Genomic DNA, 15,171 nt, shown 5'->3' with positions numbered 1-15,171 from the left:
TTTATCGGTGCTTAGGATGAATATTAAGCGCCGATTAGGGCTATTTACTCAAGTTCGATGCGGTTTGCGTCGAGTAGTAATAAGCGATGTCTTTCATTTGGGTTTCAGACAGCATACTCGCCTGACCTTGCATTAAGGGATCGCTGCGATCGCCACGCTTAAAGTCAACCAGCTGCTTGAATAGGTAAGCGGCTTTTTGGCCTTTAAGGTCTGGGTAAGTCTTCATCATGCCAAGCATGGCATCGCCATGGCAAGCGATACAGCGTTGATTCGCCAGCGTTTCCCCTTTGCTTGCATCGGCTTGATAATTCAGTGCACTAGACTCCAGTTTTAACCCTTGCAGTGCGAGGGTATCTTTAAAGGATGTACCTTGAGCCTGTACCGATGTGCTTAGTACCATTAAAGATAGACTGGCGGCTAATAAAGACTTCGAATAATGATTTACCATCTTAATTCTCCTTAGTCGAAGTTGGCATTGGCGGCATCTGGTCGCTATCTAACGGCTTACGTCTAAAGATCTTCATGTCGATCCCCGTCTCGTTGTAATAGGTCGAGAGGTAGTCGAGTACTGGATCCCATGTATCAGAAAGATCCCATAAGCCTTGGGTATCAACCATCCACTGAATTGTATCGCGCCAAACTTCACGGTTACCCTTGTTCTGCGGGATAATCAAACTAGTATGGCAAGCGTTACACTGATAGTTCACCATCTCCCAACCCGGCGCCATAATTAGGCCTGACTCGGGGTCAACTGGGTAGCTTTTGGCTGCATCGGCAGCCATCGCAGGAGAGAGGCAACTTAAGGCAAGCAAGCTTGCCGTAAACAGAGTCTTTCTCATTATACGACCCTTACTGCCACTCGGTGACAGCCGTTGAATAGGTAGCCTTTCGGGTTCCACTGTGGTTGAACCATAGGCTGGGTGTCGCCCTTGGTATCAGTTGCACGAGCCCAAATCTCATAGTAGCCAGCTTGTGGTAACTTAAGATCGATATTCCATTGTTGCCACGCTGTTGGGTTCACAGGCTTAGTTAAAGCTGCAGTCTGCCAGGTTGTACCGTAGTCGTAGCTCACTTCAACCTTCGCTACATCACGCATACCGGCCCAAGCATGGCCGCTCACAGAAAGTGTTTTACCCAAAGCTAATTCACTACCCGTTTGTGGTGCTGTGATTAGTGACTTAACAATCATCTCTTCGATGATCTTAAAGTCTTTGTTATCAACCTTTTCACCTGGTGCTACTGGGTACTTTGGTACTTGGTAAGCTGGTGATTCCATCTTCTTACCGTCGTGTACGCGATCTCGAACACCCATACCTGTTGCACATTTCTGTGAAACAGAACCCGGACGGCCGCCGAATACGATACGTAGCGGGTAGCCATGCATGTATGGAATATCTTCGCCGTTCATGCCCCAGGCAATCATGCCGTTTTCATTCATGGCAGCATCGATAGGTACGCCGCGAGAGATGGCTGCGCCTTTACCACTAATGTGCTTATCTGCACCGTAGTGAGCGGTATAAACCGCATCGCTCTTCACGCCGCAATCGGCAAGAACGTCCTTAATCAATACGCCAGTCCACTCTGCGCAGAATACTGCAGTGTTACTCCACTGATTACCCTTAGCATTTGGGTAGAAGTTCTCGCGGCTATTACCACCACACTCTAGAACGAGTTGCTGAGTGTGGGTTTTGAACTTCTTCTTTAGCTCGGCAATGGTGTAGGTCTTTGGCGTTTCGATTGACTCACCGTCAACGGTGAACTCCCAAGTATCTGGATCAATCTTGTCGAACTCGGGCATCTTACCGTTCCAGCGAATAAAGGCGACATCCGCAGGCGTTTTTACTGGAGCGAGCAGGTGCTCTGGAGGGAAAGCATTAAGCGGGCTTGAGTTAAGTACTTTGAAGTGACTTGGTAAGTCATCAACACTCTTCCACTTCACCGCTGATACGTCCATTGGCTCAATACCGGCTGGGCGGTTTGATGCAAAGGCCCAGTTTAGAGGCAGCATGGCTGTTACAGAGGTCGCTGCTGCGCCCTTTAAAAAATTACGTCTATCGATAGCCATTAGTCTTGTTCCTTACCCGTATTGAAATATTCCGCCATTGCCTGCATCTGCTGTTCGGTTAACAGTTTGGCGACTTTACTCATTGTCTTATCTTGGCGTTTTTCTGCTTTAAAGTTTTTTAGTTGTCCAACCATGTATTGCACGTTTTGTCCCTTTAAATTAGGGATCGAAGCAAAATCGTTACTTCCATCAACTCCGTGACATGCGATACACATGTTGAGCAGCTTTTGATAGTCCTCCGCTACGGCTTGACTGCTAAAGCCAACCGTTGAGGCAGAGAGCAGGACTAATGCTGCTAATTTATTATTTAATACACTCATTGTGTGCCCTTTTCGGGATGATGTTGTTAAGCGCCACTTGAAAGACTGCTTTACCTTTACATCGGGTTATTGGGTGTGGTCACTCAGTTACGACCCAGCAACGTTTTTTTATCAATGCTTTCGTGTACTGGTTTTCGTTATTCGTAAATGAAAGCGTTTGAGGTCGTAAAACTACCCAAAAGTGTGATGATAAGCCTGTGAAAAAATCTAAAAAGTTGTGAAAATGATGAAGAAATAAGCAGTTTGTCTGTTTTTGTTTCAATTAGGAGGTAGGAATTCAAACTAGGGGAATTGTGTGGTGATTGTTGCTTTATTATTGTTCTATGGTTTTGTATTTGATGGCAATAAGTTTGTCTAGGTGAATCGTCTAAGATTTAGGCTGTTTGTGTCACTAAAGAGGTGAGAATATGCGATTAATCGTGGCTGAGTTGTAAGCTTTTTCGATTGCTAATTTGGCAATATTAAGTGCTATTTTAACAGTCGATTAGCGATGTAAGCGGAATTAAATAATAGATGTTAAAGATGATAATGATGGGTTGGAAATTTTTCAAAAGTACTGCTTTCGCCTGAGACTGTTATTTATGGTACTGACTTTGTTTTGAGTGAGCGCAGCCAAACTGCATCTAAATAAACCGGAAACGGGAGAAATCGTGCGGATAAAGCAATTATCAAGGAGGGCTTATACAGAGTCCTAGTCGTTGTCATCAGTTTCTCTTAATAAGATTAGGTAACGATAGTCAGTTTACGCTTGTCCTGAACGGATCTCTTTTCGTAGCGAAACCCAGTTAATCACCCCAACAATCTGTTCGCTGGACTCTTGATAGATATAGACCTCACCTCGGCGCTCTTTAGCAAGGATCCCGTAGACCTCATTGAGGGTTGATGTATCGGGAAGGCCTTGAATAGGGTGGCGAGTCAAGGTGGTGTCTTCATCTCTGGCTTGCAGCTCGAGTTGCAGCATATCAACTTTCCCTTGAGCATTTCTAACCAGTACTGAACGACCCTCTGCACGCTTGAGCACTTCTAGTAGCAGTTCGTCATTGTCGGCGACAATCACAAAACGCTTGTCCATAAGGTGGCGAACACCAACTTTTTGTAGCCCGAGGTTAACTGGTGCAACTTTATAGCCCAGTCCCATGATCTCCAGCTGCTTGAAGAAGATAGACTTGGTCTTGAAACCTTGATGGGCAATCAAGAAGGCGGGGATCACCACAAACATAGAGGGCAATATGATGGAAGCATTATTGGTCAGTTCAATAAGCGCCACCAATGCGGCTAACGGGGCGCTTAAACATACGCCCATCATGCCTGTCATACCGATAATGGTATAAAGGCCAATATAGGGAGCGATACTGGGAAATATGAGCGCGCTCACCAACGCTAAAATGGTACCGAGAAGGGCGCCTATACCATAAAGAGGGCCGATGAGCCCACCGGGGATCCCTAGCCCGATGGCGGCGATAGTGGCGATGATCTTGCCGATTAAAATAGCGCTTAAGAATAAAATACTTGGGTGTTGGTTAATGGTTTCGGCAATGGCCAGCTCGCCGCTACCAATCGCTTGCGGTAATACTAGGCCAACTAAAGTGGTCACTGTACCTGCGAGTAATAGTCGATTGAGAAGAGGCCACTTTTGGCCGATGGCGGTGATTTTTAATAGGCTGGTATTAAAGAGTGCTGCGATACAGCCAAGGACCACTCCGAATATTGCAAGTAGTGGATATTGACTGAGTGGGATAGCAGCAACGCCAATTTGATCGAACTCATGAACGTCACCAAATACCAACTGGCTACTGAGCGCGCCGCAGATGGCCGAAAGCATAATAGGGAAGAAGTAATGAATTTTATACTCCCTAAGCACCACTTCAAAAACGAAAATAACCGCGGCGAGCGGAGCGTTAAAAATAGCGGCAATACCAGCTGCGATACCACTGGCACACATGACACGAACACTGTTATCGGGGAGTTTAAACTTTTCTGCTAACACACTGGCACTGACGGCTCCCAAATGGATAGCAGGGCCTTCTCGGCCTACAGAGAAGTTGGTGGCAAGTGCGAATAGCGCTTGGAAAAACTGTCCCGGTGCAGATTGCAGTGGAATTTTACCGTAATGCAGTTTTACTCTATGGATCACATAGGCGATACCCATACGTTTATAACGCTGAGATCCCATTTTTGCGACACCCCAGATTAAAAATGAGCCCAAAAGGGGTAATAATACTCGCCAGTCATCGATGATGTCCGTAAAATTCAGCTCTTGGGTTTTGGTGAAGGTGTCGCACCAGACCAGTAATAACCTAAAAAGAAGAATGACACCGGATGCGAAGAGTGCAAAAAGCAAAGCGAGCAAACACAGTTGCACACTGACCTTAGATTGAGAAAGAATATCCTTAAGGTCGGTATGTAAGTATTTTTGAAATTGCTCTCGCTTCTTAACGATTGTTTGATGCACAGAAATTTCCAAAATTTATGTTTGTCACATTGATTTCAAAATGTGGCATTTTTTATTAAGGGGCTGTTACTTAATGCCAAATTATCATCGTTGGGTCGATCGCTTGCAAGTGATTGAACGACAAATTAGACCCTCCAGCGTTTATTTATTGCTTTTGCTTATCGTTGCCTTTGCGCTAGGGGCACTTTGTTACGATGTGGCGAAGGCGAATTATCTGCCCAAAGCACAGACTCAAGCGGATAACAGCGAACAATACATGCAAGAGCTGCAGTTACAGGCGCAAACATTGGCGGCACGCAATATCGAACTCGCATTAGAGCGAGAAGCCAATAGCAACATGCAGGCGATGTTCGTTGAGCAAAATGCTAAACAAAAAGAGTTGGAACGTGAGCTGGCCTTTTATCGCAGTGTGATGGCGCCAGAAAACAATGCAGACGGTGTCGCCATTAACGGCTTAGAGTTGACTCCTAGCCTCGAGCCAAGACAGTATCGCCTCAAGTTGGTACTGACACAATTAGAGAAGCGTAAGCGCTCTTTGTCCGGGCGCAGTGAGATCACCCTAGTCGGTCTGCAGCAGGGGAAAACCGTTACTCTTAAGTTATCAGATTTGAGTGATGCCTCATTTAAGTTCAAATTTAGGTATTTTCAGGTACTAGAGGGCGAATTTACATTGCCTGAGGGCTTTAGCTTGTCTAGAGTGAAGGCCAAAGTGATTGTGCCAGCCAGCCGCTGGACTAAGGGATCACAAACTGAACAGGAATATAGTGCACAAGATTTACTTGTGGATGAAAAAGAGCAGGGCATATTACTTGAACAAAGTACTCAGGTATTAGATAATTCTGCACAGCAAACAGAAGTAAGAGGTAGTAATGACTGAACAAGCTGAAGATGCTTTGCCAATCCGTTTCACCGATGCGGCGGCTTCAAAAGTAAAAACTTTGCTCGAAGAGGAAGAAAATGACGCACTTAAGTTACGTGTATATGTAACGGGTGGCGGTTGCTCAGGTTTCCAGTATGGCTTTACCTTTGACGAGAAGGTGAACGAAGGTGACTTCACCGTAGAGAAGCAAGGTGTTCAGTTGGTTGTTGACCCAATGAGCCTGCAGTATCTTGTTGGCGGCGAAGTGGATTACACTTCAGGCCTTGAAGGCTCACGCTTCTTCGTTAAGAATCCAAACGCAACGACTACCTGTGGTTGTGGTGCTAGCTTCTCGGTCTAACCTGTTAATTAGGTCAATCGAGTCACGAAAAAAGCCGTCATTTGACGGCTTTTTTGTGTCTGGAAAACGCCAGAGATTAACGCATAATGTTGAGATTGACCTCTCGGTTAAAATACCGGCCTACCTTTCGGTTAAAGGCGATCCACACCTGCACAATCGCTAATAAGATAAGAATAGCAAACACAAGCCAGTCGGGAAGCTGTGTCTTGAAGCTGCCGATAGCAAAACTCGATGGACCCGATGCGGCGAGGTTTTCAGGATCGTAAAGGACGATAGGGAGTACGCTCACAATCGCCAGCTGTAACGAGGTGTATACCCGCAACATGATAAGTCCTGCTTTTTGTTTGCCTATAATGGCAACGACCATAAAGAGTGTCAGGATACAGAAGAGTACCCCTTGCTTAGCGAGCAATCCGCTTACTGAGATCAGCACAAAAAAGCTGAGCAGGGCGATAAGGCGTTTAGGCATACCGACTTTGCTGGTGGTATCGGGCTGTGTGGTTGGCTTATTGGTATCCACTTTCTACTCCCTTGTTCTTATTATTCTATTCGGTGTAGCAGACAGAAAGCTAAAGAACGGCTAGTGCGTTTGTGGCACTAGCCGTAATCAATAATCTAAGCAGTGATTAGTGACGTTTTTTTGGGGTAAGGCGATCTTCAAGTTCGTGTGGTGGGATCACTACGCCTAAGTCATCTTGTACTGGGAATACGGCAACGAAAAGGTCATCGTCCTGCATACCTGGAACCCAACGCTCTAACCATTCATCAACTGGGATAGCTAATGCTTGGCAATCTTGCCAGTCATCCACAGCCCAAAGTGCAGCCGCTTCTTCAGTTGGCCACATAGGAATGCAGTCTTCCTCTTCGGTGGTCAGCATTACGCAGCCATCTAAATCTTGTAATGACCACAGAGTTTTATGCTCTTTAACTTGCTCGACTAGGTAGTCGTAACGAGATTCTGGTGTCATTTCAGTGATTTGTTTAAGGCTTTTGTTTTTGTTGCTCATGGTTTACATCTCTTAATATTAAATGAGGCGAGCCTTGAAACAAGGATAACGCGCCGATTAAACGGATAATAGCACCTAGCAGGCCATTGAAAAAGAAAACAGAGCCGCTTTAGGCTCTGTTTTGTTTATGCTGACTATTCTTTAGCGTCGAAGACTTTATAAATCATTCCAGCGAGTATCGCACCAACTATTGGGGCAATCCAAAATAGCCAAAGCTGCGAGACTGCCCAGTCGCCGACAAATAGCGCTGGACCAGTGCTTCGAGCCGGGTTTACAGAGGTATTAGTCACGGGAATACTGATTAGGTGGATCAAGGTTAGCCCGAGTCCAATGGCTATCGGCGCAAAACCTTTTGGTGCACGAGAGTCGGTAGCGCCAAGGATGATCAGCAAGAAGAACAGGGTCATTACTATTTCACAAATCAGCGCTGCGGTTAAGCTATAGCCACCTGGAGAGTGCTCACCGTAGCCGTTTGAAGCAAAGCCTGCAGACAGACTAAAGCCATCTTGGCCTGATGCAATTAGGTATAAAATCCCTGCGCCAGCGATGCCGCCTGCAACCTGAGCGATAATATAGGGCAGCAACTCAGAGGCTGGAAAGCGCCCACCCGCCCATAAGCCAATCGAAACGGCAGGGTTTAAGTGGCACCCGGAGATGTGGCCTATAGCAAATGCCATGGTGAGTACGGTTAAACCGAACGCAAATGCTACTCCAAGTAAACCAATGCCAACCTCAGGAAAAGCTGCGGCTAAGACGGCACTACCACAGCCACCTAAAACAAGCCAAAGTGTACCGATAAACTCGGCAGTCATTTTCTGGTTCATATTCATAAAACAGTTCCTTGAATTGGTATTATTCCATTGGCAGTAAATCGATTGCCGCCTTTTAATATAAGACCGGATTACTTTACGTCTTACTAAATAAAGAGGTGAATAGTTATAAAGCGAATTTGATTGTTGCTACTAGCTATCGCATTAACAATCTATAACTGCTTATAGCGCTCAGCTTGCACCATCTGAATCAAGGTTGCGGCTATCTCGGTATTATCTTTATGACCGCTAAAGTACAGAGCGCCCTGGCCATAGGCGTAAATTGGTACGTCGATAGCGTCATGGCCTCCGGTCGTCCATCCAGTATAGGTCAACTTATCAATAGCTTGTTTTATATCGTCAGTGATTTGCTGTTTGTGCTTATGGTGCGATAGTCGCGAATTGAGCTTATTTCTTAGCCCGTCTAACTTTCGCTCTTCAATCGCAATACTGATATGGGGCTGCAAAAATGCACTAAATGTGGCTAAGTCATTGAGAACCTCAGGGCTCGCAACGATCCGCTGAGCAATAGTGCTGGGTAGGCTGTGAACCTGATGCAGCAGCTGGCCTTGCCATTGATAAGTGCCTTCACGCCCTAAGGTTAAGCCGCCCGTTGAGTGATCCGCTGTAGCAATGAGTAAGGTGTCTGGGTGGGTATCGACATAACGCTTAACTAAGCTCAAGGTATTTGCAAAGTCGTGCATCTCATTCATCGCGCAGGCGATATCGTTGCTGTGACCGCACCAATCTATTTGGCTTGCCTCTACCATCATTACAAAGGGCGCTTCTTGATTCGATAGCAGGGAGAGCGCCTTGCGGGTCATGGTTGTTAGCCTGAGCGGATCTTGGCTTTCAATCGCATAGGGTAAACCTTTGGGGGCAAACAGCCCTAGGGCGGGCAGGTTTTCGATGCTACTGAGATCGCTAAGGCTGTCGATATACTGGTAGCCATACTCTTGAAATTCTAAGGTCAGATCTCGGTCATCGCGAGCGAAATATTGAGCGCCGCCGCCAAGCATGAGATCGGCGACCGGGCGCTCGTCGATAAGATTACTCAAATAACTATCGGCTATTTGCTCGTAGTTTCGGCGGCTTTCGTTATGGGCTAAAAAGCTGGCTGGGGTGGCATGATTTATCTGCGATGTGACCACGACGGCAGTGGTCTTGCCTTGGGCTTTTGCCATCTCCAGTAGTGTCGGGAAAGGCCCGCCTTGATGATCTACCGAAATCGCGCCGTTATGGCTCTTATAGCTGGTGGCGAGCGCGGTCGCGGCCGCTGCAGAATCGGTGACATAGGTGTCATCGTCTGGATAGGTACTCGACATGCCGACCAGTAGCTTATCGAAGATCGTCTTCTCGACCCTTTGGGTTTGCGGGTTATCGCTATAGTAGCGGTAGGCGCTGGTATAAGCAGGGCCCATACCGTCACCAATTAGATAGATGATATTTTTTGGTAGGTATTCGGCTGCAATAATGGGGGCAAAGGGAGCGTGAGTTTCAGCCCCTGCCTCTTTGCTTAACAGGGCGGTGCTGCATAGGCTGGCGCAAAGAAGGCCTGAACAAATGGTAAAGAAACGAGCAGTCGAGGTTAAGTTAGTCATACTCTGGCTATCCTTAATGTCAAAAAATCGATGGCTAACTCTGTTAACCATCGGCGCTTTTAATGAAATGTCACTTTTGATTTGTCCGGCTGGCTAGGTGAAAAGTGGGCACTTCCTCTGGCAAGTGTTGGACTTTTCAGGTAACGCTCTAGCCAGTTTTCTTGCTCCCATAACATGTGCATAATCGACTCTTTAGCCTTATAGCTATGGCTCTCATAGGGGAAGGTCACTAAGCGAGCTTGCCCTCCTAGACCTCTTATCGCCTTGAATAGTCTGGCGGACTGCATAGGGTAGGTGCCTGAGTTTGAGTCCATTTCGCCATGCATCAGCAGTAATGGCTCATCGATCTTGTCGGCATGGGTAAAGGGCGACATCTGCTGATAGAGGCTAGGCGCCTCCCAGAAGTTACGTTTTTCATGCTGAAAACCAAAGGGCGTTAATGTACGGTTATATGCACCGCTCCTTGCGATACCTGCGGCAAACAGATCTGAGTGTGCAAGCAGATTAGCCACCATAAAGGCGCCATAGGAGTGGCCGCCTATGGCAATACGTTCCCTGTCGGCTACCCCCATCTCCACTAAGGTATCGATAGCAGCGCTAGCGTTTGCGACTAACTGACGGCGAAAACTATCGTTGGGTTTATTGTTACCCTCGCCAACAATAGGCATGGCAACCTTATCGAAGATGGCAAACCCTTTAGCTGTATAGGCTACAGGGCCCTTAGTGCTAATTTGATTATATTGATTGGGCGAATAGTTAACTTGGCTGGCGACCTCGGCATTTTTAAATTCGCGGGGATAAGCCCACATCAACACAGGTAATGGCCCATCTTCAGCGCGGTAACCTGCTGGCAGATAAAGCACACCCGATAGGGGTAAGCCGTCATCACGCTTGAAGTTTACCAACTGGCGGGTCATGCCTTGATAGGCCTCTAGCTGATGGGAGTTTTGATATAGTAGTTGCTCGTTACCAGACTCCACCTCTAGCATGACTAGGTGTGATGGCGTATCAGGGCTTTGCCTGCTGATAATCAGCGTGAGTGGTTCAAGCTTAACAATATATTTCACCCTTTCTAACTGTTCCTTCGATGACAGCCAGAGGGTGCTTGGCTTAGCGATGTTTTGCTCCCCCTCAATAGAGGCCAGTGGTGATGACTTTAAAAAAGGTTGATAACCCTGAGGTGAAGCGCCGAGACCATAATGCAGTAGCTGATTGTTATATAGCTTGAAGACTCGCCCCAAGTGTTTGCCATTGAGCTTGGCATTCTGGCGATAAAGACTACCAGGGGCATTATAGGTATCGCGGATCGCTTTTTGATACCAGGTAGATAGCTGTTGGTCGCTGCTAGGTGAGGTATCTAGCAGACTCACGCGCATCTGCTTTTTATCTGATTGTCGCTCAGTGATAAGGGCTGTGTCTTGTTCTCCCCACTCTATTTTACTGATCCGCCAAGGGGTCTTGGTTAGTGGCACAGGCTTTTGATTAAAAGGGGCTTTTAGCTGTAGTAGTTGATCGCGATAGGCGACTTTAATGCGGCTGTCGCCTTTATCGAGGGCTTGAACAAAGGCGAGGGTATCTGGTTTATCACTGCGCCAATGGATCATGCGCGGACCTTGGCGTACCGAGTCGCTGCCCGGTGGACGGTATTCACTGCTCTCTAACTGCGCCAATGTTTTCAGTTTGTCACCCGTATGGCTAAACAGTTCTACCGACTGAGCAAAGTCGTAGTATTTCACCATATAAGAAAACGGCGCTGCGATACGGTTTACCACTAAATATTTATCGTTTGGCGACAGACTGTAGCTGATATTGATGGCGGGACCGCCGATGGGCTGAACATCGCCATTGAGTGAGATAAAGGCCAACTGGCTGGTGGTTAGTGCGGCAAATTCGGCTTCATCTTGTGGGGTTTTAAGCAGGTCTTGATAGGTTCTGCGTGGCGCTTTCTTGCCATAGGTTTCGCTGATGTAGGGCGCGATGGCGACTTGTTCTTTTGCTGTAAATACTGGCGTTGCAAGGTTAGTGAATACTCCCTTGCTGTCATTTTTCCAGATGTATTTAAGGCCAAGGGTGGCATTGAGCTTTGTTGAATTGAGTTTATGGCTTTGCTGTTTTACTAGATCGTAAATAAATAGATCGGCACCTTGCTCGGTTAAGCCCATATAGCTCAAGTATTGGCTGTTAGGGGAAAAGCTGACATTGGTCATCTGCATCCCGCTTGGTAGTGGTATGGTGATAGGCTTTGCATCGGCTGTTAGCTGACTAAGATTAATCAGCTCGACACTTAAATAGCTGTACTTGATTCGGCTTGGGATTAACTGTTCTGGTGAGGCTCTAAGGCCTGCAAGCTTGAGTTCGTTCTGGGCTAAGGTTTCGATTGAAAGGTGTTTTCTTGGTGTTAATATCGCAAGCCATTGTTTGTCTCTAGATAAGCGAGTGCTTACATTCTTTGTTTGCTCTACGACATCTTGTAGGGCTTGACTTGGTAATTGGTAGCTATTGCTCATCGCATTTGAGCTGAAGAACAGCAACAAGCTGATGGCTATCAGGGCATACATTAAGAGCGAGTTTCGAGACATTCTTATCTCCTGATAATAGGAAAGTGATCAGCGGGAAAAATAAGCGCCCAAAATTGGGCGCTTGTTTCTCGTAATAAAAGGGAGATTTACCCCCCAAACAAGTTGAGTTCAGTGCCTTCAACTTGCCTAGGAGTTAACGAGATTAGAACTTCTGTGAGTAACCAAAGAAGACACTGCGGCCAACTGCTGAGTAGCTGCTGTTATCATCTTCATAGAAAGGCCAGTCATTATGTTTATCGTTACGGACGTCGTATAAAGGTGGCATCTCATCGGTGAGGTTTTTAACACCGGCGGTGAACTTACCTTTCCAAGGAGCGTTGTAGCTCAATGTAATATTGACGATTTGATACGCATCTAGGGTATCGGTCTCCATAGACTCAACATCATCACCATTTTCATCTAGGTATTCGAACAGGTCGACACCCTGTGCTTCACCTGTGTAGTAGTAAGCAACGGTTGCGCTAAAGTCTTGATAGTTCCAGCTCAGGCTTGCGTTACCTTTCCATTTCGGGAAGTAATCGGTTTCGGTCTGCTCTTCAATGTCGCTATCTACACGTTCTTGGTACTCTTTCTTGATTAAGTAAGAGGCGGCAACCTTGAACTTAAAATCACCTATAGCGGTTTCAGGGAAACGATAGTTAAAGCTAGTGTCGATACCTTCAGAGGCTTCATAAGCGCTGTTGATTGGACCTTTACGCATACAGGCGATGTTCTCGATATTGTCATCATCAAGTTCAGTTAGGTAGCCCACAACATCCATCTCTTCACAGCTGTTGTAGTTACCAGTTTGATAATAAGCAGGATCAGCTAGCATCTCATCGGTTGAGATAGTCTTTACTGCGCCTTCAAGCTCGATGTTCCACCAGTCGACCGTGATATCGGCATTGTCGGTAATATTAGCCACAAAACCTAAGTTCCAGAACTCACCCTTTTCCTCTTCAAGGTTCAAGTTACCTTGAGTAATTGAGCGGTAATCATCTTCATAAATCTCATTGGGAATAGTGGGATGTGAGTATTCGGTTCCACCAAATCCAATAGTTCGACCTGCATATAAGCGGTGCATATCGGGTGCTCTAAAGCTCTTACCCCAATTGGCACGAACCATCACCTCTTTAATTGGTCGGTATGATAGACCCACCTGTGGCGTGGTTGCGCCGCCAACATCTGAATCATCTAAGTATTGGTCGTAACGCAGCGCTGCTGAAAGGTCCAACGACTTAACCCCAGTGATATCGGCAAGTAGTGGGATTTGTACTTCACCCGCTACGGCAACGCGATCACGATCGCCCTTACCGCCAGTGCCACCCATACCGATTAAGCCGCCACTTGATGTGACCTCATCTAGGGTATCTTCATAGCTTTCACGGGCCCACTCTGCAGTGGTCGCAAAGCCTACAGTACCTGCTGGCAGCTCCATTAGGTCACCTGTGAATACCGCTTGGAACTGGTGCATGCTTGAATCTGAATTTTTGGTCGAATCCGCTATTAACAAGTTTGCTTGCTCAGTCGTGAGCTCGTTATGTGGGTACCACTTTGATGGATCGGCATCATTTGGATCGAAGGTGACAATATCGAGTAGTGCATCTGCGCTTACCATATGATGGTTTTGCTTCTCATACTTGTTGTAGCTGCTCGACCATGACAGATCTAGCTCGTACTCACCAATAGTACCATCGGCGCCAAATGAGATCGCAGCTTTAGTGTTTTGGGTATCATAGGTACGTGGCCCTGGGTACTCTTCCATTCTACGGGCAAGGTAGAAGCGGTTGTCATCTTCAAACTCGTATTTGTCATAACTGAGCGCACCCGTGGCTTCATCTTGATAGATGCTGGTACCGAAACCCTTTTCATCTTTGTACTTTGTCGACTCTTTGTAAGAGGCGTTGATCATGCCATAAAGCTGCCAATCATCATTTAAATCGTAAGTTGAGTTTAGGACGAGGTTGACACGGTCATAAGCCGACTGAAGGCCGCGATCGGCGTACTTATCATAGTAACATCCATATTTGTAGTCGGGTCTGTAAATACCTTTATCACCAAATAGTTCACTACATTGCTGCTCACTGAGGTTAACGTATTTATCGTCGTGATAAACTTTGCTGTAATCGGTAATTCTTGACGACCAACTTGAAGGCGCTGCGTCGCCATAAGGGCCTGCGCCCCAGGTAAGCTCACCATCCTCATTTTCATAGTAAGCAGGGCTGTACAAGTCATCACGCTGATAAGTCTGAATCGACTCGACTTTCTTATATTCAAGCATCAACAAGGTTTGGCTCTTGTCGGTATTAAAGCCTTGTAGGTAAGACAGATCTAACTGTTCTCCGCCCCCCTGCGTGGGTTCGGTATACTTGGCAGCGACCTTTGCACCTTCATAACTCTGCTTTAAGATGATGTTCACTACACCACCAACTGCGTCTGAACCGTAAATAGCCGATGCGCCGCCGGTTAAAATTTCAATACGCTGCACGGCTGCTGTAGGAATATCTGAGACGTCAACAAAGTTTGAGGTGCCGCCTGCTGCACTAGGGAAAGAGGCTTGACGACGACCGTTAATTAACACCAAAGTACGGTTTGCGCCCATACCGCGCAAGTTGACAGAGCTGGCGCTATCGGTAAAACCATCGCTTTCGCCGTTTAATGAACCACCGGTGTTAGCAACAGATGATTGCAGCACTTCTGAAATCGAGTTTAGGCCGCTGTTGGCAATATCATCGGCAGTAATAACTGTTACTGGTGCGACGCCTTCGAAGTCGGCACGTTTAATACGTGAGCCTGTAACCTCAATTTTTTCCATCTCTTGTTTAGCGTCATTCTTGTCTGCCGCTTCGGCCGCCAATAAGGTTGAGGGGGTTAGCGCTGCCATACTGATGGCTAGGCTCAATGCTGAGAGTTTTGTTTTCATTGATTGCAGTCCTTATTTTTATAATTTCCCTAAACACCCAAACCGTATTTATCTATTGTTAAGCCGATTAAAGTGAATCATTCCTAGGGGGAATACTGTCGAGTTTCCAATTGAAATTCTGCTGGTAGTCAACTGCTGCCAGTTGTAATTAATTTGTTGCTTTGCAGCAATCGAAGGCGGGTCGTTTATTTGTTGTTTATATGTCTATTTAATATC

The 15,171-nt window shown here is 46.5% G+C and carries 13 protein-coding genes; 2 read left to right on the top strand and 11 right to left on the bottom strand.

Annotated features, from left to right (window positions below; genetic code table 11):
• Nucleotides 1-40 precede the first annotated feature (40 nt).
• From L1D44_RS19375 to L1D44_RS19355, 5 genes are all read right to left on the bottom strand, one after another.
• Nucleotides 41-448 carry a cytochrome c gene (locus tag L1D44_RS19375; RefSeq protein WP_239892918.1) on the bottom strand — a complete coding sequence of 136 codons (408 nt, stop codon included), beginning with the start codon at nt 446-448 and terminating at the stop codon, nt 41-43.
• 1 nt (nt 449) lies between these two features.
• Nucleotides 450-839 carry a cytochrome C gene (locus tag L1D44_RS19370; protein ID WP_239892917.1) on the bottom strand — a complete coding sequence of 130 codons (390 nt, stop codon included), beginning with the start codon at nt 837-839 and terminating at the stop codon, nt 450-452.
• Complete coding sequence (locus tag L1D44_RS19365; RefSeq protein ID WP_220768137.1) at nt 839-2,065, bottom strand: molybdopterin-dependent oxidoreductase; 1,227 nt, start codon at nt 2,063-2,065, stop codon at nt 839-841. Before L1D44_RS19365 ends, L1D44_RS19370 begins: the two co-directional genes overlap by 1 nt.
• Nucleotides 2,065-2,385 (bottom strand): c-type cytochrome, encoded by a 321-nt coding sequence (locus tag L1D44_RS19360; RefSeq protein WP_239892916.1) that lies wholly within the window; start codon nt 2,383-2,385, stop codon nt 2,065-2,067. The genes L1D44_RS19365 and L1D44_RS19360 overlap by 1 nt, the downstream gene beginning before the upstream one ends.
• Before the next feature lie 742 nt (nt 2,386-3,127).
• Nucleotides 3,128-4,849: a chloride channel protein gene (locus L1D44_RS19355; protein ID WP_239892915.1), complete on the bottom strand. Its 1,722-nt coding sequence runs from the start codon at nt 4,847-4,849 to the stop codon at nt 3,128-3,130.
• Between the two features lie 61 nt (nt 4,850-4,910).
• Between L1D44_RS19355 and L1D44_RS19350 the strand changes: the two genes are divergently transcribed.
• Together L1D44_RS19350 and erpA are read left to right on the top strand one after the other, a co-directional pair.
• Nucleotides 4,911-5,714, top strand: coding sequence for a DUF6776 family protein (locus tag L1D44_RS19350; protein ID WP_239892914.1), 804 nt, complete (start codon nt 4,911-4,913; stop codon nt 5,712-5,714).
• Entirely contained in the window at nt 5,707-6,057 is a 351-nt protein-coding gene (gene erpA, locus L1D44_RS19345) for an iron-sulfur cluster insertion protein ErpA (protein WP_012154245.1), read from the top strand. The genes L1D44_RS19350 and erpA overlap by 8 nt, the downstream gene beginning before the upstream one ends.
• Before the next feature lie 76 nt (nt 6,058-6,133).
• On the opposite strand, the gene L1D44_RS19340 is transcribed toward erpA, so the two are convergent.
• The 6 genes from L1D44_RS19340 to L1D44_RS19315 all read right to left on the bottom strand — a co-directional run bounded on the left by L1D44_RS19340 (nt 6,134) and on the right by L1D44_RS19315 (nt 14,955).
• Nucleotides 6,134-6,526, bottom strand: a complete 393-nt coding sequence (locus L1D44_RS19340; protein ID WP_239892932.1) for a hypothetical protein — start codon at nt 6,524-6,526, stop codon at nt 6,134-6,136.
• A gap of 157 nt (nt 6,527-6,683) precedes the next feature.
• The gene (locus tag L1D44_RS19335) at nt 6,684-7,064 is read right to left on the bottom strand and encodes a DUF2750 domain-containing protein (protein ID WP_239892913.1); all 381 of its coding nucleotides are present in this window, start codon (nt 7,062-7,064) and stop codon (nt 6,684-6,686) included.
• Between the two features lie 134 nt (nt 7,065-7,198).
• Entirely contained in the window at nt 7,199-7,894 is a 696-nt protein-coding gene (gene aqpZ / locus L1D44_RS19330) for an aquaporin Z (protein ID WP_239892912.1), read from the bottom strand.
• A 152-nt stretch (nt 7,895-8,046) separates the two neighbouring features.
• Nucleotides 8,047-9,474, bottom strand: a complete 1,428-nt coding sequence (locus tag L1D44_RS19325) for an alkaline phosphatase (protein ID WP_239892911.1) — start codon at nt 9,472-9,474, stop codon at nt 8,047-8,049.
• A 59-nt stretch (nt 9,475-9,533) separates the two neighbouring features.
• The gene (locus L1D44_RS19320; protein ID WP_239892910.1) at nt 9,534-12,053 is read right to left on the bottom strand and encodes a prolyl oligopeptidase family serine peptidase; all 2,520 of its coding nucleotides are present in this window, start codon (nt 12,051-12,053) and stop codon (nt 9,534-9,536) included.
• A gap of 142 nt (nt 12,054-12,195) precedes the next feature.
• Nucleotides 12,196-14,955 (bottom strand): TonB-dependent receptor, encoded by a 2,760-nt coding sequence (locus L1D44_RS19315; protein WP_239892909.1) that lies wholly within the window; start codon nt 14,953-14,955, stop codon nt 12,196-12,198.
• Nucleotides 14,956-15,171 lie beyond the last annotated feature (216 nt).

The organism is Shewanella sp. Isolate13, from assembly GCF_022398325.1.
Taxonomy (GTDB): domain Bacteria; phylum Pseudomonadota; class Gammaproteobacteria; order Enterobacterales; family Shewanellaceae; genus Shewanella.
This window is presented reverse-complemented; position numbering and strand designations above follow the sequence as displayed.